The following is a 22,030-nucleotide window of genomic DNA, read 5'->3' as shown; positions in this document are numbered from 1 at the left end:
TGGCCCGCAGCCAGAAAGTGCGCACCGGGCAGGCCCTCCGCGTGAACGGGGTGAAATCATCGGCGGGCAGACATTGCAGGTTCTGCCCGAAGCGCGCAGCCTGTTGCCCCGGTCAGGCAGAGTCGCCGCAATCAGCCGAGGTACAATGATGGATGATCCAATCGAAGGCATGCGGACCGAGCGCGACGCACTTGGCCAAGTGGCGGTTCCGGCCATGGCGCACTGGGGTGCGCAGACCCAGCGCAGCCTGCTGCACTTTCCCTTTGCCGAACGCGAGCGGATGCCGGCCGACATCGTCCGCGCGCTGGCCATGGTCAAGCTGGCCGCCGTCCGCATCAACCGGGCCGCGCTGCCCGCTGGGATTGCCGGAGCAATCGAACAGGCGGCGGCGGAAATTGTCGCCGGCGACCATGCGGATCAGTTCCCCTTGGCAATCTGGCAGACCGGCAGCGGCACCCAGACCAACATGAACGTCAACGAAGTGATTGCCAGCCGGGCCAACGAACTGCTGACTGGTCAGCGCGGCGGCAAGAGCCCGGTCCATCCCAACGATCACGTCAATCTGCACCAGTCATCGAACGACAGTTTCCCGACTGCGCTGCATATTGCCGTCGCGCTGGCTGCCACCGGGCGGCTGCTCCCGGCGGTGGACGCGATGATCGCGCAGATCGAAAGCCTGGCAGATGACTGGCGGGCGATCGTCAAGATCGGGCGAACTCACCTGCAGGACGCCACGCCGCTGACGCTGGGGCAGGAATTCTCGGCCTTTGCGGCGCAGCTGGGGCAATGTCACGAGGAGCTGTCGACCGCGCTTGAACGGGGCATATTGCAACTGGCCCAGGGCGGCACCGCCGTTGGTACCGGGCTGAATGCGCCGCCTGGGTTCGCGCAAGCAATGGCTGCGGAACTGAGCGCCATCACTGGACTGACGCTTCGCCCCGCCGACAATGCCTTTGCCGCGCTGGCCGGGCAGGAGCCGCTGGTCCGCTTTGCCGGCGCGACGGTGACGCTGGCCTGCGCGCTGACCAAGCTGGCCAACGACATCCGGCTGCTGGCCAGTGGCCCGCGTTGCGGACTGGGTGAATTGCGGCTACCCGCCAATGAACCCGGCAGTTCGATCATGCCGGGCAAGGTCAACCCGACCCAGTGCGAGATGTTGACGATGGTCGCGGCCCAGGCGATCGGCAACCATCAGGCGGTCGTATCGGGCGGCATGCAGGGACATCTGCAACTGGGGGTATTCAAGCCGCTGATCGGCGCGGCGGTGCTCCGCTCAATCGACTTGCTGGCGACCGGGATCGACAGTTTCACGCGCTATGCCCTGCACGGACTAGAGCCGGATCGGGCGCGGATCGCCGCACTGCTGGACCAGTCGCTGATGCTGGTAACCGCGCTGGTCCCGGAACTGGGATACGATCAGGCCGCAGCCATCGCCCGGCTGGCTGACGATGAAGGCCTGACCCTGCGCGAGGCGGCGCTGCGCCAGGGGGTGGACCAGGCAACCTTTGATCGCCTGGTCCGGCCCGATACGATGGTTTGAGTTAGTTCGCGGTTGGCGGGGGCACGTCCGGTGCGGTCGGGCCGTCATACGCGGCGCTGTCCAGATCGACGTCGGCAGCGTCCGAGCGGAACAGCTGCGGATTGTCCTGAAGATAGCGCCACACGGCCAGACCCGCTGCCCCGACCGCAGCGGCCATTGTGATGGTGGAGACCGCAGTCCTCACCCAGTGCGGCTCTTCCCGCCCCCATTCGCGGGGGTCAAGCCGATCGATGATGCGATCCGAAGAATTGAACATGGGGCACTCCTTTGGTGGATTATGTCCACCCTAAAGCGACGGCTTTGGAGTCGGGTTCCCCGGCTGATCCGGCATAACCGGCCAGGCCGTGGGATCGATCGGAGGAAGCGTGCGAAGCTGCGCTTCGGTCCAGGTGCAGTGGAGCCCGTCGCTCTGCAGCTTCAACCGATCGGCTGCGACCACCCGGAGCTGTTCACCCAGACCGCCGATCCCATCAAAGCTGAGCACGACATAGGCCAGGTCCTGCCGTTCGCAGTGGAGCATAAAGTCAACGACTGTCCCAAACTGTCCGCCGCCCGGGACCTGAACCGGGGCTTCAATCAGCTGGGCGGCCGAGACCAAGGTGGGAACGGGGGCAAGGGCGCTTTCCTGCGCGGCGGTGGTCGAGCCCTGCTCGATCCGGCGGCGACGCCCCAGCCAGCGCCAGACGCCAAAGCCATTGATCACGGCCATTGTCACATTGGCGATCAGCAGGCTGGTCGCACCGTTCTGCCAGGCGTTGAGCGACCAGCAGGCCGAGCCGAAGGCAAGCACGGCAAAGCCCCAGCCCGTTACCTTGCTGCCCAGGTTCAGCGCCACGGTCAGGCCGCCAACGATTGTCGCAATGCTGGCCAGCCAGCCGGTGATTCCATCCATCGGCGGAACAAGCATTTTCGCGCTGGCACGGTTCCGCCCGACACGATTTGCAAGCCGGTCAAGGAACCGGCGCCGCGACCGGAAGGTTTGCTGGATCCCATAAGGAGATAAACGACATGAACATCATTCTGGTCATTGTCATCGGCGGGATCATTGGCTGGATTGCCAGCATGATCATGCGCACCGACGCCCAGCAGGGCATATTCATGAACATCGTTGTTGGGGTGGTCGGATCGCTCCTGGCGGGCTTTATCCTTACGCCGTTCCTGGGCGGTGTGCCGATCACTTCCGGCAATCTTAGCGTCAGCTCGCTGCTGATCTCGCTGCTGGGTGCTGTCGTACTGCTGGCGATCGTCAACATGGTTCGTCGCGGCACGCCGCGCTAGTCCTCTCGATAGAAGGAACGCTTATGCGAAAGAGCACTCTGCTGTTGCTGGCCGTCCCAGGCCTGGCCCTGGCCGCCTGCAACGACACCAAGAGCGAAAAGACCGCTGATGCGCTGGAAGACCAGGCCGATAAGGTCCGGGCCAGCGCCGATGCCACGGCCGACGCGATGGAAGATCGCGCCGACACGATGGACAACAAGCTTGATGGAGTTGACTCGACCGCAGAACAGCGGACCGAGGACAAGGCCCAGGCCGTTCGTGACAAGGCCGAAAACAAGGCCGATGCTCTGGAAAACAAGGCTGACGTGGTGCGCGACAAGGGAACGGGCGCCAGCCCGACTCCGACCCGTACCTGACAAGTTTGCGACCCTCGCCGGTTTCTTGCGCACGGCGGGGGTCGCATCCCTGACAATCAATCAACCTGGGGCAAATTCCAGCCAGGTTGTAGTTCCGGTAGCGGTCTGTTCGCTGCCGAAGTGGCCGCCCATCTGTTCGGCCAGCGCCCCTAGCAGCTCGCAATCGCCGTGCGGCGTGCCGGCTCCGGGCAGATCATCGGCCACTTCCAGCCGGCAAACATGATCTTGCGAATGGAGGGCGACATTGACCCGGTGGGTCCCCTGCGCAGCGGCCGTGATCGCCTCCAGTGCAAACAGCACCAGCGGCACGGCATGGTCGAACGTGACCCGGCAATGCGCATCGGCATCGATCTGCAGCTCCAGTTCGGTGCTGCGCCGGCCGGACGTGCGGATTTGCCCGCACAGATCGAACATCAGCTGCGCCGCCGCAACCGCGCCCAGCCCATCTTCTTCCTGATCGTACATGTAGCGGTGCACCAGGCCGATTGCGGAAACGCGGGCGCGCGCCTGGTCCAGGATTTCCCGCACCGGTTCCGCCTTTGCCTTTTCGCTTTGCATGGTGAGCAGGCTGACGATGATCTGAATGTTGTTGCGGACCCGGTGGTTGAGTTCGCGGGTCAGGGATTTCTGGGTTTCAAGAGCCCGCTGCAGGGCGGCGCGGCTGAGGCTAAGCTTGCGAGCCGTTTCCTGCAGATCGTCGGCAATGTCGGCGATTTCGGTCGGGGCAGCAGCGAGATCGTCCTGGTCCGTGATCGGGCGCTCTTCGGCGATGTGCTCGGCCAGGGTGTGCAGCCGCGGAAACCAGTTCAGCAGATAGCGCTGGGTGGCAAACCAGATGCCGGCCAGGCTCAGCACGCCAGCAAGCAGCGGCAACGCCAGGATCAGCCAGATCCGCGACAGGGCCGCGTTGGCAAAGTTCGAACGGGGTTCGGCATAGACGACCAACAGATCGCGATCGAACATCGGCGCGGCCACAAAGGTCCAGTGCCGGCCATCGCGCGACCGCAGCGTCTGGGGCTCCTGCAGACCGGCAGCAGCCGTTGGGATCGCAGCGAACTGCGATGGTCCTTCGGTCAGGACAACCCGGCCCTGGCGGTCGACCAGCGCAATCGTTCCGCCTAGGGCGCGTTGCCGGGATTTGAGGGTTCGCGCCAGCCGATCAAGATTGATGCCGGCACTCACCGTCCCATCAAAGGCACCTTGCTGATCGAATAGCGGCAGAAACACCAACACGACGGGCAGCCGCGAGATCTCGCCGATCTGCCGCCCGCCAAGCACGAAGGAACTAGCCCGCGCGGCCCGCTGCCAGACGGGGTTCTGCGCCAGGGTCGCACCCGGCCGGTAGGGAATGCCCGAGCAGCGCACTGCACCCGTCCGATCTGTCCGGACGAAATTGGTGATCCCGGTGGCCCCATTGCGGGCATCGGTCATGAGCTGGTCACAGTCCGGGCCCATCCGCTTCACGACGTCGAGCTTGGCCACCATCTGGAGCGAGTGACGGGCAATGATAAAGGGATCGCGCTCGCGTTCGGCGATGCCCCAGGCGCTGGCCCGCAGCCGTTCGGACACCAGCTTGCGCGAATCCTGATAGGTCAGCATGCCCTGCCAGGCGCCTAGAAACGCCATCGGCACCAGTGCGCCAATCAGGATCTTGGTCAGGTTGGACCGGATTGTCCCGGCCGACCGCAATGCCCTCATCGCTCTCCCGCGCGCTGCCGTCCGGCCGTGGCCGCGACTTCATCCTCGCTGTCGTCGCCTTCGCCCAGCAAGCGTTTGAGCGCCACACGGCCGCGCGCGATGCGGCTCTTGACGGTGCCAATGGCGCAGCCGGTGATCTCGGCGGCCTCCTCGTAACTCATGTCTGCGGCAACCAGCATCAGCATCTCGCGCTGCTCGGTCGGCAGCTTCTCGAGCGCGCGCTGGACGTCCATCAAATCGATCCCGACATGCTGGGTCGCCGGGGCGACCAGGATCCGCTCAGCCGCCTCCGGATCCCAGGTCACCATCCGGGAATTCTTCTTGGCCATCGAATAACAGCGGTTGCGCAAGATGATGAACATCCAGGCCTTGAAGTTGGTCCCGACCTTGAAGGTGTGGCGCGATGCCCAGGCGCGCATCATGGCTTCCTGGGCCAGATCGTCAGCCAGATCCCGGTTGCCACAGATCCCGCGCGCGAAGGAGCGCAGCTGGGGCAGGATCGCAATCACTTCACGCTTGAATTGCTCCTTGCTCAGGGTCGATTCGGCACCATCACGGTGCTGCAATTCTTCGCGTTCCTCGATCATCATTCGGCCGAAGGCTGATCGGCATCGGAAAGGTCATCGAGTTGATCGAGCAGATCAAGGAAATCGTCGGGGATCTCCTCTGCCGCAACGCTTTCGTGCAACTGGCGCAGCGCCGCCGCGATCGGGTCAAAGGCCAAATCCGGTCCTTCTGCTGGGCTGGCAGGCTGCCGGGGCGCTCTGGCGCGCAATTTGGACTGGTCACGATCGGGCATATAGGGGCTGTCGCCTTCTTGGGCGGAGTAAATGGAATTGCGACTCAACATATCTTGCCTTGCTTTGCTCCGAAAGCCGACCCTAGGGAGGGCGTCCGCGCCGACGCGCCGTCGCAAGGTATAACCAGACTGACGAGAGTCGGTTCCCAGTGCGGAACATTTTCCGGCATGAAGGACTTTGGGGCTTCGAGACGAGAAGGGAGTTCCGATGCCAGACCAAAGAACCTCGCTGCGGGAGCGAGTCGCTAGTGAGTTACCCTACCTGCGCCGTTATGCGCGGGCAATTTCCGGGTCCCAGACCCTGGGCGATGCGGCCGTGCGCGAGATGCTGGAGGCGATCATCGCCGACCCGGAGATGCTGGGTCCTGACGGAGCTTCGCGGCTAAACCTGTTTCGGGTGTTCCACCGGATCTGGAATCCGATGCATGCCGTCAACATTGCCGACGGACTGATTTCGCATCTGCCGGTCAAGACGCGCGAAGCGATGCTTCTGACGATGGTCGAGGGCTTTTCCTGCGCCCAGTCGGCCGAGATTCTCAGCGCATCCGAAGATCAGGTGCGCGATATGATCGACAGCGCGCGCGAGCAGCTGCAAGCTCAGCTCCGCGCCTCGGTCATGATCATCGAGGACGAAGCGATCATCGCCATGCATCTGCGCAAAATCGTCGTCAGCCTGGGCAATACCGTGGCCGGTGTCGCGCGGACCCGGGATGAGGCTGTGGCCATGGCCAAAGACGTGCTTCCTGACCTGATCCTGGCTGACATCAGTCTGGCTGACGGATCGAGCGGGATTGATGCGGTCAAGGACATCCTGGGAGAATTCTCGGTGCCGGTGATCTTCATCACGGCCTTCCCGCAGCGCCTGCTGACCGGCGAGCGGCCGGAGCCGACCTATCTGATCACCAAACCGTTCGAGCCCGAAACTGTCACGGCCACCATCTGGCAAGCCTTGCTGGTCCATCGCGAACGCCAGCCGGGCCTTGCCGCCGCCTGACGCAAAAGGTCCAGATTGGCACCACTTCCAGCAGCCCACTCGGTGGTTGGCGAAGCGCCGGGCTGCTGGAAGTGATCTAACCGCTGGTTTCGGGCGCTTTTTGCGGCGCGTCCTGTGATGCTGGCGCCTGGTCATTCTTCATCGACAATGCCAGCACCAGCCCGAAAGCCAGCAGGAGCAGGATCAGCGAGACAAGCAAAACCCACCGGACAATTCCGGGTGTCGAGCCGGCACGGGCCTCGTCGGTTGTGCGCTCGATCTGGGGCTCATCCATGCTGCCATACTCCAGTTCGCCGCGCATAACTGCCTCCAAGCCCGGGTTGTTCCGACAGCGAACAGCGCGGACGCCAGATCAGGCGAGTCAGAGAAGCTCCAGAATGGCTGGAATGTCGAAAAATCCGAAGCAGATCGAGCTATCGGCAACCCCGTAGGGCATGAACAGCTGGTCTTTACCAACCCGGATGGCCCCGCAGGTATAGACCACGTTGGGGACATAGCCCTCGCGGTCCTGATCGGCGGCAGAAATGAGCGGCCGGGCCGTGCGGCCCAGGACTTTGGAGGGATCATCCTTGTCCAACAGCACGGCGCCGATCGAATACTTGCGCATCGCCCCCACCCCATGCAGCAGCACTAGCCAGCCCTCATCGAGTTCGATCGGTGAGCCGCAATTGCCGATTTGCACCAGTTCCCATGGAAAGGCCGGTTCAAGCAGCAGATCGCCCTCGTCCCAGCGGTTGAAGGAGAGCGAGCGGATCAGGAACAGGTTCTTCCCATCGTGCCGCCCCAGCATGGTAAAGCCTCCGCCGATCTTGCGCGGAAACAGCGCCATGCCCTTGTTGTGCGCAGCGCGGCCGACGATCGGTTCCAGGGCGAAGTGATCGAAGTCCGAAGTCCGCAGCAGTTCAGAACCGATCGAATGCCCGCTGTAGGCCGTATAAGTGCCGATCCATTCGCGACTGCCATCGTCATGCGCGAATTCGACCAGCCGCAAGTCTTCCAGGCCATTGCTCTGGGCTTCGGTAACCGGGAAGATCACCGTGCCGGAGATCGGGCTGTCGCGGTGGCGGCGCAGGAAGTTGATCCCGCTGCGCGGCTCGGCCGCAGCCAGCAGCGCAGCTGTGGCGAACGGCGGCTGGGGGTGCAGCGTCAGTTCGCGGTCAGCCGTTACAATGCCTTCGCGGAAGGCAATTGAAGAGATATGCCCTTCCCCCACGGTGCGTTGGGCCATGATGAAGCGGACAGAGCCTTCCTGCAGGCCGGTCTGGTCGGGATGGCGGACCACGCTTGGGTTCATCACGGCGGCCGCGGCATAACTGTATTCGTGGCAGAAATAGCCGCCGATCAGCCGCCGTGTCGCCCGAGGAATAGCTGAAGCATCGAGGCCGAGCTGCCAGGCAACCTGGTTGAAGCGCTGATCGAACACGTCCTCAATCTGCCAGTGCCGCGATCCGAAATCACCCAGAACGCGGGCCAGTTCCTCGCGGACGGTTGCCTCGTCCAGCGCCAGGATCGCGTCGACCAGCGCTTCCAGCCGGCTCTTGCGATTGCCATGGCCCTGGAGCGAGAGGTGGAACGGACGCACCACAACGCGCGACGGCTCGGCGTGCAGCCGCAGGGGATGGACCCAGCCAAGGCTCATGGGTCAGACCGGCAGTACCGCCGCCCCGGGCGGCACCGCCATGGGCTTGGGCCAATCGCGGCCCGTGGCCTGCAGTTCCGACAGAGCATGGGCGGCCAGATGCAGGGCCAGCACCGATTCTGCGCCGCGGTTGCCATTGACCCCGCGCGGCGTCAGCCCGTCCTGGCAGGCCCCGCCGGTCGCGCTGGCCAGCGCCAGCCCGCGGTCGTTGACGCCGAAAAACCACGCATAGGCCTGTTCGGCAATCCGCCGCCATTTGGGCAAGCCCGTGTGCTGAAACGCCAGCGCCGCCGCCTCGACTGTGGCCCAAGCATCGACGGGTTGCTGATCGAAGGGCAGCCTGGTGCGATCACTGCGACCGAAGGATTCAGTTCCGATCGGGCGATGATGGCCCGCCGGTGCCGTCTGACAGCGGCATAGCCAGTCCAGCGCGGCCAAGGCATCTTCCGCCAATGTGTAGGCCTGGAGCCGCCGCGTTGCCACCAGCATGGCCTGCGGCAAACGCGCGTTGTCATAGGCCAGATAGGGTTCGAACCAGAACCAGCCGGGCTCGGCATAAGTACGCAAGGCGGCGGCCAGCCGGTCGGCGCCCCGCTCAACGATGGCGTTGGCGAGGCGATCATCGGGATAGCTGTCGAGCAGACTGTCGGCACCCAGCACGGCGAAGGCCAGGGCGCGGGGAGACGAGAACTCCAGCGCCATGTCGGCACTTTCCCGCCACAAGCCTTGCGCCCAGGCCCGCAGGTCGGCGCTGGGGCCGCGCGACGCCGTAACGCCGATCGCCCACAGGGTACGTCCGCAGCTGTCATCCGATCCGGCGGCTTCCCGCCACACCCGGTCAAATCCCATGAAATTGCGGAACCGCCGTTCCGCCGGGTTCCAGCCATGCTGGATGAAGGCCGCAAAGGTCATCGCGCGTGCCGCGAACATCCCCGGGCTCAGGTTCGCCAGGATCAAGGCGCGGGCATTGTCATCGATGCAGTAGCCGTGGTTGCGATCGGGCACGCCCAGCACCGAATGCTGGGCCATGCCCGTATCATCGCACAGCCGCTCAAGATCATCCTGCTCAAGCCGGGCGGGCGGATGGTGAACCGGCGAAGCGGCCGGTGCCAGGGCTGCGATTACAGCCAGCGTCTGGCGCGCGAAGTTGGGCCAGGCCATGGTCCGGCCACGCGCATAGGCGCGCTGCTGCAGTCCGCTCAGCCGCTCCGGCTCGGCCAGAAGTTCGGCAATCGCCTGCCCCATTGCAGCTTCATCGCCGAACGGGGTCAGCAGGCCCGTCCCGCCGCCAAGCAGCTCAGCCGCATGGGAATAGGGCGTGGAGACCACCGCCTTGCCCAGCGCCACGGCATAGCTCAGCGTGCCCGAAGTTGCCTGGGCCGGGCCGGTATAGGGGGTCAGATAGATATCGGCAGCCTCGATCCTGTCGATCAGATCCGGGGTGCTCAGGTAATCGTTGTGCCAGACGATATGGCTGGCAACCCCCAGTTCCTCTGCCAGCCGCATCAGGCCTTCGCGATAGGCCTCTCCATCGCGGGCCAGCAGGTTCGGATGGGTTGCCCCGGCGATCAGGTAATAGACTTCCGGATGCTGCGGCACGACCCGGGCCAGCGCCCGGATCGCCGTTTCGATGCCCTTGCCGGGAGAGATCAGTCCAAAGGTCAGCAGCATAGGGCCAGCAGGCAATCCCAACCGCGCCTTCATCGCTGCCGCATTGCCGAACGGCCGATCGGGTGCGCCATGTTCGATCACCACGACCTGCTCTGGATCGACATCGCCGCGCGCGAGCAGAATCCGCTCGGCATTGCGCGACATCACGACCAGCCGCGAGGCATGGGCAGCGAGCCAGGCCAGCACCCGGTTCTGCGCTTCATCAGGTTCAGCCAGGACCGTGTGCAGCGTGACCACCAGCGGGGCCGCGATCGGCGCCAGCAGATCGATCAGCCACTCACCAGCTGGGCCGCCGAAGATTCCAAATTCATGCTGGACCCAGACCAAATCGGGGGCGCTCGCCTCGATGGCCAGCCCCGCATTCACGTGACTTTGGCGATCATGCTCGTCGATCGTGCGGGCCGAACTCAAGACTGCTTGATCGTGCGGCCGGGCCATGGCCCAGACATCAATCGCCAGGTCTGGCGCAGCGGTCTGCAGCGACTGGACCATATCAGCCGTGAACGTGGCGATGCCGCAGCGGCGGGGGGGATAGTTACCGATCACAGCAACCCGCCGTGAACCACGGGGACCGGATTGGACCGGCAGGATTTCAGCAAAATGAACGCTCATGCCAGGGCCTCAGACGGAGTAATGGAAGGGGCAGAAAGGGGCTGTCGGGTCATGGCAACTCACTTTGCTGATTTGCCCCGCTCAACTGCGCCCGGCCGTGCGTGGTTCCGGTTACAGAGGGGAACTGGCGCAAATGCTTGGGGTTTCGTCGAACCCAAGCAAAAGGAGTACCCCTATGTCCAAGTTGCTGATTGCGTTGCCGCTGGCGCTGATGAGCGTCGCCGGGCAATCACAGGAGCAGCCGCGACCCGCCGAACCGCCGGTCGAAGTACCGCCCTCGCCTCCACCTGCGCCGGACGGGCCGCCCCCGCCGGTCGAAGCTCCGCCGATCGCACCGCCAGCCCCAGGTCAGACCCCGCCGGTGGCTACTCCGCCGGTCAACCTACCGCCGGAAACCGCTCCGCCGGTCACAGCACCGCCGATGGAGACGCCGCCGGCCTCCACACCGCCGGTTGGCGCGCCGCCCAGCGGAAGTCCGGGCGAGCGGGTCGTCACATATGTCAACAACACCTTGCCGCCACCACCGGCCGGGCAACAGGTCTATCCGCCCTGTTCTGCCACTGTGCGCGATCAATGCCAGCAGCGCGAAGCGGGGCAGACGCGCCGCCGCAGGCCCGGCTGAACCAGCCCCAAATCGCTATCCAGTGAAAATATGTGCCCCCCACCGTGGGAGGATACGGCGGGGGGCACAGGCAATACCGGTCCATGGCGGGAAGGGGGTCGATCGGACCGGCACTTGGAAAAACACCGTTCGGCCCACGAGGGTTCCGGATCATCGCAATTTTTTTCGGGCAATCAGTACTCATGCGCCAATGCGATCAAGCGCTCGCGGTCTTTCAGTTCGATCCGGGCCCGGTGCGAACGGATCGCCTTGGCCCCTTCCAGCTCCTGTAGAGCAAGCGTCACGGTGGCCCGGCGCAGATTGAGCCGCTGGGCCAGCACATTGTGCGTGATCGTAATCGTGGTTTCACCAAAGGCATTGTAATAGCCGCTCAGACGATCGGCGAGCAGGCTCCGCGCCGTGCGACGCCGGGCCAGGGCAAACTGTTCGGCAAGTTCCAGCACCTCGGAATGGATGACCGCCCGGCACCGGGCGTGGAAGACCGGTGCCATCTGTGCCATTTGTTCAATCGCCAGCCCCCGCAGCGCGCGCGCCATCCCGGTCCGGCGCACCTGGACCCGCCACGGCGACAGCTGATCGCCGCTGATCGCCCAGCCGCAGGCCAGGCTGCCAGGACCATCGACGGCGATTTCGACCAGATGGGCCTGATCATCGCGGGCGATCCGGGCGGTCACCGCATCGTCCAGCAGCCACAGCGTTTCGCTTGAGCAATCGGTATCGCACAGGATCCGCTCAGCGGTCAGCCGTTCGGGCTGCCAATGGCGCTTCAACCAGGTCCACTCCTCGGCCGGCAGGCTTGCCTCGGTGAAATCGGTTGGCGCGAAAACCTTCGCATGATTGCGACGCACATCCACTGCTTGAGCTCCTTGGTACGCTGCCAAACGCAAGCAGCGAAGGGCAGGATCGTGCCGAAACATTCGCGGCCGCACTTGGTTTCGGATCGACCAATCAAATTGCGAGAGGTCGACCATGGCGAGCGACGAACAATCCAAACAGAACCCGCAGGAAACTGCGAAAACCGGCCCAGTCGGCGCGAAGGCCGAAGCCGGTCAAACCAAACAGGCCGCAGCGCAGTCGGTGGTTCAGCAGGATGACGACGATCGGCGCTATCGCTCGCGTTCGCGCGACGACGAGGACGATCGTGGCCGTGGTCGCGGCGGCTGGTTCGGGGACTCGCGCGGTCACTCCGAAGCAGCACGCCGGGGCTGGGAAGATCGCCGCTAAGGCAAACTGAACAGCCGGCGAAGAGGCGCGCGGGACCCCGGTTCCGCGCGCCGTTTTGTGTACGCGGAATGCCGAAACCGGCGGAACATTAACCCCGCACTCCGGTTCGCTTGCCCCGCACTGGAGTCCCGCCATGGCCAGCCGAATGCATTCCTATCCGCAGCTTCTTGCCGACGCACACACCGAGTGCCCGACGATTACCGGCAAGCGTGTGGTCATTACGGGCGGGACCACCGGGATCGGCCGCGCGACCGCGATCCTGCTTGCTTCGGAAGGTGCCAACGTGTTCGTCTGCGGGCGTTCGCAAGAGCATCTTGAGGATGCGCTGCAGCGGATCAACCTGCTTGGCAACGGCCGCGGCATGTCATGTGATCTGGCCCAGCCCGGCACCCCCGAAGCGATGCTTGACCGGGCCGCTGATGAACTTTCGGGCTTTGATACGGTGATTATAAACGCCGCCATTGCCGCAGAAGATCTGGCGGGCACCGATCAGGACCAGATCGACTATCAGCTGGCGGTCGATTTCACCTCGTGGATCGCCACGGCGAAGGCAGCAATCTCAAGAATGGAGGGCGGCGGTGACCTGGTCTTCATCGGCTCGACCTCGGCGGTGTCGCGCAGTCCCGGGTCATCGGTCTATGTCGCGACCAAGGCCGGCATCCAGGGCTTCGCGCAGTCGCTGCGGCAGGAACTGGGCGATCGCGACATCAAGGTGAGCCTGGTCGAACCGGGTCTAACCGGCAGTGACATGCAGTACGAGGACTATAGCTCCGAGCAGCAGCGCGACCTGATTGCCAAGGACCAGATGCTGCGGGCCGAAGATATTGCTGTTGCCGTGTACTTCGTGCTGACCCAGCCCCGCCGGACCAACGTCTCGCTGGTCCGGGTCGAGAGCCGCCTGAAACCCGAATGAGCAGTTTCCCGATCGACCGGCTGGTGTTTGGCCCGGCCGACGTAGACCTGACGCGTTCGCCGCTGGCGGGCAAACTGGGGGTGGCTACCCATGTGCTCGGCGCCTTCAACCCGGCCCTCACCCGGCTCGACAATGGCAACCTGCTGATGGTCGTGCGCATCGCGGAGGCGCTGGACGAGCCGGTGCGGGACGGCGCGATCCACGCGATCCGTTGGACCGAGCAGGGCTACACGCTTGATGCCTGGCCGCTTGATCAGGTCGATCCGGCCGATCCGCGCAAGTTCACCCTCAACGGCGGGCCATGGCGAATCATGGCGCTGACTTCGCTGTCGTGGCTGCTGCCGGTTGAACTTTCACCCGATGGCCTGACGGTGGTGGCCATTCACTATGACCGCGCGATCGCGCCGCAGGGTTCGTGGCAGTGCTATGGCGTCGAGGATGCACGGATCAGCAAGGTCGACGGTCGCTGGCTGATGACCACCTGCTCGGTCAGTCCGGAACGGCACTGCACCACGCTCTACGCATCGGAGGACGGGCTCGACTGGCGGTTTGTCGACGTGATCCTCGATCACCAGAACAAGGACATGGTGATCTTCGAGGGGCGGATCGGCGATACCCTTTGGGCGCAGACCCGGCCGCTCGGTGATCTTTACTTCGCCTATCCCCCGGGTAGCGAGTGGCGGGCCGGGCCATCGATCAACCTGGCCACTTCGCCCGACGCGCTGCACTGGAAGCCCTGCATTCACCCGGGGCTACGGCCGGAAAGCGGAACGGTCGCGACGGCGCGGATAGGAGGCGGCACCCCTCCCATCCGTACCGACCGCGGCTGGCTGGCACTGTGGCACGGGGTGGAGCCAAAGGAGATTGTCGGGATCTATCGCACCTACTGGTCGCTGCTTGATCTTGAGGAGCCCTGGCGCATTATCTCGCATGGTGAGGGACCGCTGCTCGAAGCGCGGCCCGAGCTACTCGCCGGGCTGGAGGACAGAATCTACCTCCGTGACGTAGTCTTCTCGACCGGGATCGCCGAGCGCGACGAAAGCTTCATCGTTGCTTCCGGCGAGTGCGATCTCGCCTGCCGCATCACGCACATTCCGAAATCTGCCTTTGGGGTTTGAGCGGGTCCGGCGCACCGGACCCGCTCGCTGGCTTCAGTTGGTGTAGCCGCCCGTCGCCGGACCTGGCTGGCTGGCCGGCCGGACATGAGCCGAACCCATGCCGACATCGCCATGGCGATCGAATTCCTCGTCAAACCGCATCGACAGCATATCCGCCTCGCTCTCGCTGATGCTGCGGTGAAGCTTGGGAAACCAGTCGGATTCTTCTTCATAGACATGGTGGGCCACAGCCTTGCGGATGGCTTCAAGCTTCTGCGCCCACTCATCGCTTTCCGGATCAAGCTGTTCCAGCCCGGCCATCTCAACCTTCGCCATCGATTGTTCTTCATAGGCCATGGTCGCGTCGCCCTTTTCACCGATCCGGGCGATCGCAGGATAGAGCACCACTTCTTCAGCCATCGAATGCGCAGTCAGCAGCTGACCGAGCTTCTTCATCGCCGCAACGCGATCATCGCCGGGTTGAGCCAAGGCGGCTTCTGCGAACAGTGTTTCGATCTGCTCATGCTGATCGAGCACGCTGCCAAGCCAGTCATCGTCCTGCGCCAGGGCCTGCGCTTCGTTACGGGCGTTAATGCGATCTTCGTCGGTCGCCTCGGGCGTGATGGCGGCGGCTAAACGGTCAAAGAAGTTCATGGGTGGCCTCCTGGAAGTGCCGTGGGCTTGGTACAACTGGACCCGGTCCCGCCTGTTCCAGTCACAGGCCGCACGCGCGCCACGCATGGTCGGGAACCGCTGCGGCGAGCCCCCGGTTCTGGCCTGGTAACTCCAGCCCGAGGACCACAGCTTGCCTGCACGCCCCTATTGGAAAGGTCATATCCGGCTCGCCCTGGTCTCGATCCCGGTTGAGGTTTACGCGGCCGCGCGCAGCAGCAATGCCACCACCTTTCGCCAGATCCACGAGCCCAGCGGCAAACCGGTCCATTACCTGAAGGCGGTGACCGGAATCGGCCCGATTGATCCTGACGACATCATCCGCGGCTTCGAATACGAGAAGGACCGCTTCGTCCTGCTGGAGGACGAGGAGCTTGAGGCGGTCCGGCTGGAATCACGCAAGACGCTGGACCTGGCCCTGTTCGTTGACCGCGACGCGATCGACCACACCTATTTCGAAAAGCCCTATTACGTCGTCCCGGCGGATGACCTGGCGGTTGAGGCTTTCGTCGTGCTGCGCGAAGCGCTGCGCGCCAGTCGGCGCACCGGAATCGGCCAGCTCGCCATGCGCGGACGCGAATACATCGTCGCCCTATCGCCTTGCGGCCGCGGAATGGTGATGGAAACGCTGCGCTATGCCGAGGAACTGCAGAAGGCGCAAAACTACTTTCGGGACATTCCCGATCAGGAACCGGACCAGGAACTGCTCGAACTGGCGGAGTCGCTGATCGAGCGGAAGACCGGGAAGTTTGAACCCGGCATGTTCCACGATCGCTACCGCGAGGCGCTGCGCGATCTGGTTGAGCGCAAGCTGAAGGCCAAGGGCCGCAAGATCGTGGCCGAGGATGAGACCCCGGCCGAGACCGGCGGTTCGAACGTCATCGATCTGATGGCGGCATTGAAGCGTTCGTTGGAGAAGCCGGAGCGGGCGGCTTCGGCCAGCAAGACCAAGGCCCCGCCCACGCGCAAAGCCGGCCGCAAGCGCTAGTCCATGGGACGCGAAGCCCCCCTTGCCGAGTACAAGGCCAAGCGCGATTTCAAACGCACCCCCGAACCGCGCGACAAGGTGGTGTCAGCCCGCAACGGTCAAGCGCGGCGGTTCGTCGTACAGAAGCACGATGCCACCCGGCTGCACTGGGATTTTCGGCTGGAAGTGGACGGCGTGCTGAAAAGCTGGGCCGTCACCCGCGGCCCGAGCCCCAATCCGGAAGACAAGCGGCTCGCCGTGCGCACCGAAGATCACCCGATGGACTACGCCAGCTTCGAAGGCACGATCCCCGAAGGCGAATATGGCGGCGGGACAGTCATGCTGTGGGATGAAGGGACCTGGGAGCCGATTGCCGGGAAAAAGGCGCAGGATCTCGAGAAAGGCCACCTTCACTTCGTGCTGCACGGCCAGCGGATGAAGGGTGAATGGCTGCTGATCCGGCTGAAGCCGCGCGGCATGGAGAAGCGCGAAAACTGGCTGCTGCGCAAGATCGAGGATGCCTGCTGCGGCCCGTCGGACAGCCTGACCGAACGCGAGCTGACGTCCGTTGCCACTGGCCGGACCATGCACGATATCGCTGAAGGCAAGCCATCGCCCAAAACCAGGCGGCGCAAGCGCGGCAAAGGGAGGGCCACCCCGCCCCCTTTTGAACCGGTCCAACTCGCCACGCTGGTGGACGAGGCACCCGACGGTCCCGATTGGCTGCACGAGACGAAGTACGATGGCTATCGCGCCTTGATCGCCTGCGGCGGCGGCAGCGCGGTGGTCTATACCCGCTCTGGCCATGACTGGAGCGACAAATTTCCGGATGTTTGCGCCGCCGCTGCAACGCTGCCTGTCGATGCGGCGCTGATCGACGGAGAAATCATGGCGCTGGATGCGGCGGGCAACCCGGACTTCTCCGCCTTGCAGGAAGCGATCTCGGCCGGCGGCCGGGGTCTCAGCCTGTTTGCCTTTGACCTGCTCCACCTTGACGGCGAGGATCTGCGTCCGCTCCCCAACCTGGACCGCAAGGCGCGGTTGCAGGCCCTGCTGGCCGGCGTTCCGTCGCCGCTGCACTATGCCGAACACGTCCTCGGTTCGGGCGGCGAAATGCTGAAGCTGCTGTGCGGCGCGGGACTGGAAGGGATCGTTTCGAAACGCGCCGATGCCCCCTATCGCGGCAAACGCACCCAGGCCTGGCTGAAGAGCAAATGCGTCGCACGGCAGGAGTTCGTAATCCTGGGCTGGACCGGCTCGGCGGCGCGCGGAAGAGCCTTCGCCGCCTTGCTGCTCGGGCGCTATGATGGCGACCATCTCCGCTATGCCGGCAAGGTTGGCACCGGCTTCAACGAGCGGACGATGCAGAACCTGGCCGAGGCCATGGCTCCCCTCGCAGCCACCGACCCAGCCACGGCCGTCCCCGCCTCGGCCCAGCGCGGTGCGCACTGGCTGCGGCCGGAACTGGTCGCGGAAGTGGCCTTTGCCGAGTTTACCGGTGAAGGTATCCTGCGGCATGCGCGGTTTGTCGGCCTCAGGGGTGATAAGCCGGCCCGCGAGGTAAGACTGGAGCGGCCCATGCCCAAACCTGCCGATCCCGAAGTGCGGATCACCCACCCCGAGCGCGTGGTCTTCCCGGATGACGGCATTACCAAGGGTGAACTTGCAGACTACTACCGCGCGATGGCTCCGCTGCTGCTGGCGACCATGGCCGGGCGGCCGCTAAGCCTGGTACGTTGCCCGGACGGGATCGGCGGCAAGTGCTTTTTCCAGAAGCATGGCGCGGGCAATCTGGGCAAGGACATCGGCTCGGTCCGGATCCGCGAAAAGGATGGCGGAGAAGAGGACTATCTCTGCGTGTCGGATGCGCAAGGCGTGCTCGAATGCGTGCAGATGGGCGCGATCGAGTTCCACGCCTGGGCCAGCCATTCACGGCATCTGGAACAGCCCGACCGCCTGGTCTTCGACCTTGATCCCGACGAGGCGCTGAGCTTTGCCGACGTACGCAAGGCAGCGCAGGATCTGAAGCGCCACCTGGCCGACATCGGGCTGACCAGCTTCGCCATGCTATCAGGAGGCAAAGGCGTTCACGTGATTGTACCGCTCAAGCCCCAGGCCGAGTGGGACGAGGTAACGGACTTCGCTCGCCGCTTCTCGATCGCCCTGGCAACCGCCGAGCCGGAGCGGTTTGTTGCGACCATGTCCAAGGCCAAGCGCAAGGGCCGGATCTTCATCGACTGGCTGCGCAACCAGCGGGGCTCGACTGCGATCATGCCCTATTCGGTGCGGGCCCGGGCCGGCGCGCCGGTGGCGGCGCCGGTCAGTTGGGCAGAGCTCGACGAATTCGAGACGGCGGCTGCCTTCCGCTTGGCCGACCGCGCCCAGCTGCTCGAACGGGCTGCCGATCGCGGGCTGGCTGGCTGGGGTAGCTCCAGCCAGCTCCTGCCCAGCGTTTAGCTGCGTACGGTTCCGGACCAAAGTCGTTGCATTGAATGACCTTATCTCGAATCGTGCACCGTTGGTCTCGTCGGCAGTCGATCACGGAACGGTTCCGCGCAATGCCCCGCAGGCCAGTCTTTTGATGCTCGCTGGGGTGGTGGGCGAGACCGGTTGACCACAGGTGTTCGATTGCAGTCAGATGATCGCGTCGACGGACTGCGAAGGATCGCGCTTGGCATCGCGGCGGCGCTGCTGCTGGCGCTGCTGGCTTGGCTTACACTAAGTTCGCGGCAATCCGAGCATGCTGAGCATGCTGCCCAGGCACAAGAGGTGCTGACACTGAACGTGCTGCGTGCGACCGAGCAGGTTCTGAGTACCGCGCAGGATGCCGAGACCGGCGAGCGCGGCTTTCTGCTGACTGGCGATCCTGCCTTCCTGCAGCCCCTCAATGCGGCGCGCAGTCAGCAGCCGGCGGCGATCGCCCGGCTGCGTGAGCTGACCGAAAACGATGCTGATGCCGCCGCGAAAGTCACGCGGATTGAGGAACTTGCCTCGGCCAGCATGGCGCAGCTCGAGCGCAGTGTAGCCATGCAGCGGCAAGGACGGCTCGATCAGGCTAACCGGTTGGATCAGCTTCGCGACGGCAAGCAGGCGATGGATCAGCTGCGCGCGGAACTGGCCGCACTTGAACGGCTCAAGCAATTGGAACTGCTTGAGAGCCGTAACCAGGCTCAGCACGCCACCACGTTGGCCGGGCGGTGGCGCGCGCTGCTGACCGCCTTTACCCTGGTGCTTGGCCTGCTGTGCGGCATGGCGGTGCGGGGCCAGCTCCGGGCCCGTCAGCAGGCCCGCGAACAAGCGATCCGCGCCCGCAGCGAAACCATTCTCGAAGCTGGCCGCCACCTGCTGCAATCGATCATCGATTCGAGCGGCAACCTGATCTTCGTGAAAACCAGGCAGGGCGAGGTACTGTTTGCCAATGCGGCATTCTCCAAGGCGGTGCCCACCCCCTTGCCGATGCTGCGCGGGGTGCCGCTGCCGCCCACCGATGAACCCAATGAAGCCGAAGCGCTTGCCGCGGCCGATCGGGCGGCGCTGGAGCGCGGGGAACTGAGCGCGGTAGACCTCCGGCTAACCGTCGATGGCGAGCGGCGCTGGTACCGCGTCGAGAAGAACCCGTGGGTGCGCGATGGCAAGATCATTGGCGTGATCGGCATTGTGCGGGATATCTCGGTAACCAAAAGCCGCGAAGCCAGTCTTGAGCAGCGCGTAGCCGCTCGCACGGCTGAGCTTGAGAACGCACTGGCATCGGTCCAGCAGGAGATGGCGGAGCGCGAGGCGGTGCAGGAATCGCTGCGCCAGTTCCAGAAGATCGAGAGTCTTGGGCAACTTACCGGTGGTATAGCCCATGATTTCAACAATATGCTGGCAGTGGTGATCGCATCGCTCGACACCCTGCGACAGCAATTGCCGGCAATGGATGCCCGCAACATTGCCCCGCTGATCGAGACGGCGCTGGCGGGCGCGACCAGTGCCGCCGACCTGACTGGACGGCTGCTGGCCTTTGCCCGCCAGCAACGGCTCAAGCCGCGCAGGGTTGAACTCAACACACTGATCAGCCGGACCCAGCGCCTGCTGGCACGCTCGCTGGGCAAGAATATCGAAGTAATGCTCGATCTCGATCCAGCGGCTGGCTGGGTTGAGGTCGACAACTCGCAGCTCGAAAGCGCGCTGGTCAACCTGGCAGTCAATGCCCGCGATGCCATGCCGACAGGCGGGCGGCTGACGATCGCCACGCGTCGGCGGGACACGGAAATCGAGATCAAAGTCGATGACAACGGCGAGGGCATGAGCTCTGAGCAGCTGCAGCGTGTGTTCGATCCCTTCTTTACCACCAAGGATATTGGCATGGGGACGGGGCTGGGGCTGTCCCAGGTCCACGGGTTTGTTGCCCAGTCTGGCGGCCGGATCACAATCCAGTCGACCCCGAACGTCGGCACGAGCGTCTGCATCGCCCTGCCAGCCTGCGACGCTCCGGAGAGCGCGGAGGCAGGAGACGCCAAGCAAGCGGACCGCGAGGTTAAGGGGGAGCTGGTCCTGCTGGTCGAGGACGAAGCACTGGTCCGGCTTTCGGCCCAGGCATCGCTGACCGCGCTAGGCTATAGGGTGATCGCAGCCGCCGAGGGGTATGAAGCGCTCAGGCTTCTGTCCGAAAACCCGCAGATTGCCGCCCTGCTGACCGACATCTCGATGCCGGGCATGAATGGACGCGATCTGGCCGAAGCGGCGCTGCTGCTGCGCCCTGACCTCGCTGTCGTACTGACGACCGGCCATGGATCCGACACGGGCAGTAATACGGGGATCCTGGTCCTGCCCAAGCCCTACCTGCTCGAAGACCTCGCCGCCGTGCTGGCCGAAGCGCTGGCTAATGCCGGTGCACGGGAACAAGCGGTCGCTCTTGCCAATTCCCGCAAGCATGGCGGCAAAAAATCGCAACCCAGCCCCGAACCCGAAGCGCCTTCCCCGGTCTGAAGCCGATCTGGTTTTTGTGGAAGTTACCGCGCTAACGGTTGGCCGGCGGCGGGTCGGGCAGCGCTGGCGCTATCTCGATGAGACAGGCGCACGGATTACGGACCCGGCCGAAATCGAGCGCCTGAACCGCATCGCCCTGCCCCCGGCCTATACCGAGGCCCGCTTTTGCCCCGATCCGCAGGGCCACCTTCAGGCGGTCGGCATCGATGCACGGGGCCGCCGGCAATATCGTTATCACCCGGCATTTCGGGAAGCGCGCGATACCCGCAAGTTTGCCAACTGCGCCGCTTTTGGTGCAGCCCTGCCAAAGCTGCGCCAGCGGCTCGACAAGGACCTACAGGCCCCGCCGCGCAGCCGCGCGGCTGTGCTGGCGGCGGTGGTGCGGATCCTCGATTGCGAATACCTGCGGATCGGCAACCCCGCCTACGCGCGCGAAAATAAGTCGTTTGGTCTCACTACCCTGCGCAACCGCCATGCCAAGCTGACCCGTGGCGGCCTGGCGCTGGACTATCGCGGCAAGAGCGGAATCATGCGCCGGGTGCGGCTGACCGATCAGCGGGTGATCCGCGTGGTCCGGCGCTGCCAGGACCTGCCCGGGCAACAGCTGTTCCAGTACCAGGGCGATGACGGCCAGGTCCACGCAATAAGCTCGGCCGACGTGAACGTCTATCTGCGCACGATCACCGGCAGTGACTTTACCGCGAAGGATTTCCGCACCTGGCACGGCAGTGTCATCGCCTTTGCCGCGCTCAATCGGGGTGTACGGCTGAAAGAGATGCTGCAGGAAGTATCCCAGGCGCTGGCCAATACGCCGGCGGTCGCGCGCAAGGCCTATATCCATCCAGCGCTGGTCGAGGCGGCCCGGTCGGGCCGCTTCACGCCGCAGCGCTTGCCCCGCGCGGGTCGCTTGAGCCGGGCCGAGCGGGGTTTCCTGGAATGGCTGGCGACGGAACCGGCCAAGTTCCTTGCCGGTTAGC

Annotated in this window: 22 protein-coding genes; 12 read left to right on the top strand and 10 right to left on the bottom strand. The window is 64.6% G+C overall.

Features of this window, described 5'->3' with window-relative positions; translation table 11 throughout:
* Positions 1–160 precede the first annotated feature (160 nt).
* A complete protein-coding gene (locus tag FRF71_RS09770; protein WP_147091608.1) occupies positions 161–1,540 on the top strand; it encodes a class II fumarate hydratase in 1,380 nt (459 codons plus the stop codon).
* Between the two features lies 1 nt (position 1,541).
* Here the strand turns inward: FRF71_RS09770 and FRF71_RS09765 are convergent, their stop codons facing one another.
* A complete protein-coding gene (locus FRF71_RS09765) occupies positions 1,542–1,796 on the bottom strand; it encodes a hypothetical protein (RefSeq protein ID WP_147090477.1) in 255 nt (84 codons plus the stop codon).
* 30 nt (positions 1,797–1,826) lie between these two features.
* Entirely contained in the window at positions 1,827–2,447 is a 621-nt protein-coding gene (locus tag FRF71_RS09760; protein ID WP_147090476.1) for a nicotinamide mononucleotide transporter, read from the bottom strand.
* Between the two features lie 101 nt (positions 2,448–2,548).
* Here FRF71_RS09760 and FRF71_RS09755 point away from each other — a divergent pair, with 101 nt between their 5' ends.
* Both FRF71_RS09755 and FRF71_RS09750 read left to right on the top strand, forming a co-directional pair.
* The gene (locus tag FRF71_RS09755; protein WP_147090475.1) at positions 2,549–2,818 is read left to right on the top strand and encodes a GlsB/YeaQ/YmgE family stress response membrane protein; all 270 of its coding nucleotides are present in this window, start codon (positions 2,549–2,551) and stop codon (positions 2,816–2,818) included.
* Positions 2,819–2,841: 23 nt separating this feature from the next.
* Complete coding sequence (locus tag FRF71_RS09750; protein ID WP_147090474.1) at positions 2,842–3,174, top strand: hypothetical protein; 333 nt, start codon at positions 2,842–2,844, stop codon at positions 3,172–3,174.
* 60 nt (positions 3,175–3,234) lie between these two features.
* Here FRF71_RS09750 and FRF71_RS09745 read toward each other — a convergent pair whose 3' ends face one another.
* Genes FRF71_RS09745 through FRF71_RS15455 form a run of 3 tightly spaced genes read right to left on the bottom strand, consistent with a single transcriptional unit; the run spans position 3,235 to position 5,596 of the window.
* Positions 3,235–4,872: a sensor histidine kinase gene (locus FRF71_RS09745; protein ID WP_147090473.1), complete on the bottom strand. Its 1,638-nt coding sequence runs from the start codon at positions 4,870–4,872 to the stop codon at positions 3,235–3,237.
* Positions 4,869–5,459, bottom strand: a complete 591-nt coding sequence (locus FRF71_RS09740) for a sigma-70 family RNA polymerase sigma factor (RefSeq protein ID WP_161597935.1) — start codon at positions 5,457–5,459, stop codon at positions 4,869–4,871. The genes FRF71_RS09745 and FRF71_RS09740 overlap by 4 nt, the downstream gene beginning before the upstream one ends.
* Positions 5,459–5,596 carry a NepR family anti-sigma factor gene (locus FRF71_RS15455; RefSeq protein ID WP_161597934.1) on the bottom strand — a complete coding sequence of 46 codons (138 nt, stop codon included), beginning with the start codon at positions 5,594–5,596 and terminating at the stop codon, positions 5,459–5,461. The genes FRF71_RS09740 and FRF71_RS15455 overlap by 1 nt, the downstream gene beginning before the upstream one ends.
* Before the next feature lie 283 nt (positions 5,597–5,879).
* Here FRF71_RS15455 and FRF71_RS09735 point away from each other — a divergent pair, with 283 nt between their 5' ends.
* Positions 5,880–6,665, top strand: coding sequence for a response regulator (locus FRF71_RS09735; RefSeq protein ID WP_147090471.1), 786 nt, complete (start codon positions 5,880–5,882; stop codon positions 6,663–6,665).
* A gap of 76 nt (positions 6,666–6,741) precedes the next feature.
* On the opposite strand, the gene FRF71_RS09730 is transcribed toward FRF71_RS09735, so the two are convergent.
* From FRF71_RS09730 to FRF71_RS09720, 3 genes are read right to left on the bottom strand one after another with little or no spacing between them, the layout of a single operon-like run.
* A complete protein-coding gene (locus tag FRF71_RS09730) occupies positions 6,742–6,966 on the bottom strand; it encodes a hypothetical protein (protein WP_147090470.1) in 225 nt (74 codons plus the stop codon).
* A gap of 60 nt (positions 6,967–7,026) precedes the next feature.
* Positions 7,027–8,304 (bottom strand): glycoside hydrolase family 130 protein, encoded by a 1,278-nt coding sequence (locus FRF71_RS09725; protein ID WP_147090469.1) that lies wholly within the window; start codon positions 8,302–8,304, stop codon positions 7,027–7,029.
* Between the two features lie 3 nt (positions 8,305–8,307).
* Positions 8,308–10,587 (bottom strand): glycosyltransferase family 4 protein, encoded by a 2,280-nt coding sequence (locus tag FRF71_RS09720; RefSeq protein WP_147090468.1) that lies wholly within the window; start codon positions 10,585–10,587, stop codon positions 8,308–8,310.
* Between the two features lie 175 nt (positions 10,588–10,762).
* Here FRF71_RS09720 and FRF71_RS15710 point away from each other — a divergent pair, with 175 nt between their 5' ends.
* A complete protein-coding gene (locus FRF71_RS15710; protein ID WP_147090467.1) occupies positions 10,763–11,209 on the top strand; it encodes a hypothetical protein in 447 nt (148 codons plus the stop codon).
* A gap of 173 nt (positions 11,210–11,382) precedes the next feature.
* Here the strand turns inward: FRF71_RS15710 and FRF71_RS09710 are convergent, their stop codons facing one another.
* Positions 11,383–12,063 carry a Crp/Fnr family transcriptional regulator gene (locus FRF71_RS09710; RefSeq protein ID WP_161597933.1) on the bottom strand — a complete coding sequence of 227 codons (681 nt, stop codon included), beginning with the start codon at positions 12,061–12,063 and terminating at the stop codon, positions 11,383–11,385.
* A gap of 115 nt (positions 12,064–12,178) precedes the next feature.
* On the opposite strand from FRF71_RS09710, the gene FRF71_RS09705 reads away from it, so the two are divergent.
* From FRF71_RS09705 to FRF71_RS09695, 3 genes are all read left to right on the top strand, one after another.
* Positions 12,179–12,433: a hypothetical protein gene (locus FRF71_RS09705; protein ID WP_147090465.1), complete on the top strand. Its 255-nt coding sequence runs from the start codon at positions 12,179–12,181 to the stop codon at positions 12,431–12,433.
* 145 nt (positions 12,434–12,578) lie between these two features.
* The gene (locus tag FRF71_RS09700; RefSeq protein ID WP_147090464.1) at positions 12,579–13,346 is read left to right on the top strand and encodes an SDR family oxidoreductase; all 768 of its coding nucleotides are present in this window, start codon (positions 12,579–12,581) and stop codon (positions 13,344–13,346) included.
* On the top strand, positions 13,343–14,464 hold the full coding sequence (locus FRF71_RS09695) for a glycoside hydrolase family 130 protein (RefSeq protein WP_147090463.1): 1,122 nt from the start codon (positions 13,343–13,345) through the stop codon (positions 14,462–14,464). The genes FRF71_RS09700 and FRF71_RS09695 overlap by 4 nt, the downstream gene beginning before the upstream one ends.
* Positions 14,465–14,497: 33 nt before the next feature.
* On the opposite strand, the gene FRF71_RS09690 is transcribed toward FRF71_RS09695, so the two are convergent.
* Positions 14,498–15,097: a hemerythrin domain-containing protein gene (locus FRF71_RS09690; RefSeq protein WP_161597932.1), complete on the bottom strand. Its 600-nt coding sequence runs from the start codon at positions 15,095–15,097 to the stop codon at positions 14,498–14,500.
* Positions 15,098–15,248: 151 nt separating this feature from the next.
* On the opposite strand from FRF71_RS09690, the gene ku reads away from it, so the two are divergent.
* The 4 genes from ku (at position 15,249) to FRF71_RS09670 (ending at position 22,029) form a co-directional block, all read left to right on the top strand.
* Positions 15,249–16,103 (top strand): non-homologous end joining protein Ku, encoded by an 855-nt coding sequence (ku, locus tag FRF71_RS09685; RefSeq protein WP_147090461.1) that lies wholly within the window; start codon positions 15,249–15,251, stop codon positions 16,101–16,103.
* 3 nt (positions 16,104–16,106) lie between these two features.
* Positions 16,107–18,539: a DNA ligase D gene (gene ligD / locus FRF71_RS09680; RefSeq protein WP_147090460.1), complete on the top strand. Its 2,433-nt coding sequence runs from the start codon at positions 16,107–16,109 to the stop codon at positions 18,537–18,539.
* Positions 18,540–18,710: 171 nt separating this feature from the next.
* Entirely contained in the window at positions 18,711–21,053 is a 2,343-nt protein-coding gene (locus FRF71_RS09675; protein WP_161597931.1) for a CHASE3 domain-containing protein, read from the top strand.
* Positions 20,998–22,029: a DNA topoisomerase IB gene (locus FRF71_RS09670; protein ID WP_147090458.1), complete on the top strand. Its 1,032-nt coding sequence runs from the start codon at positions 20,998–21,000 to the stop codon at positions 22,027–22,029. The genes FRF71_RS09675 and FRF71_RS09670 overlap by 56 nt, the downstream gene beginning before the upstream one ends.
* Position 22,030: the final 1 nt, after the last annotated feature.

The organism is Novosphingobium ginsenosidimutans, from assembly GCF_007954425.1.
GTDB classification, from domain to species: Bacteria; Pseudomonadota; Alphaproteobacteria; order Sphingomonadales; family Sphingomonadaceae; genus Novosphingobium; species Novosphingobium ginsenosidimutans.
Note: the sequence above shows the minus strand (reverse complement) of the source record. Positions and strands in the feature narration are given on the sequence as shown.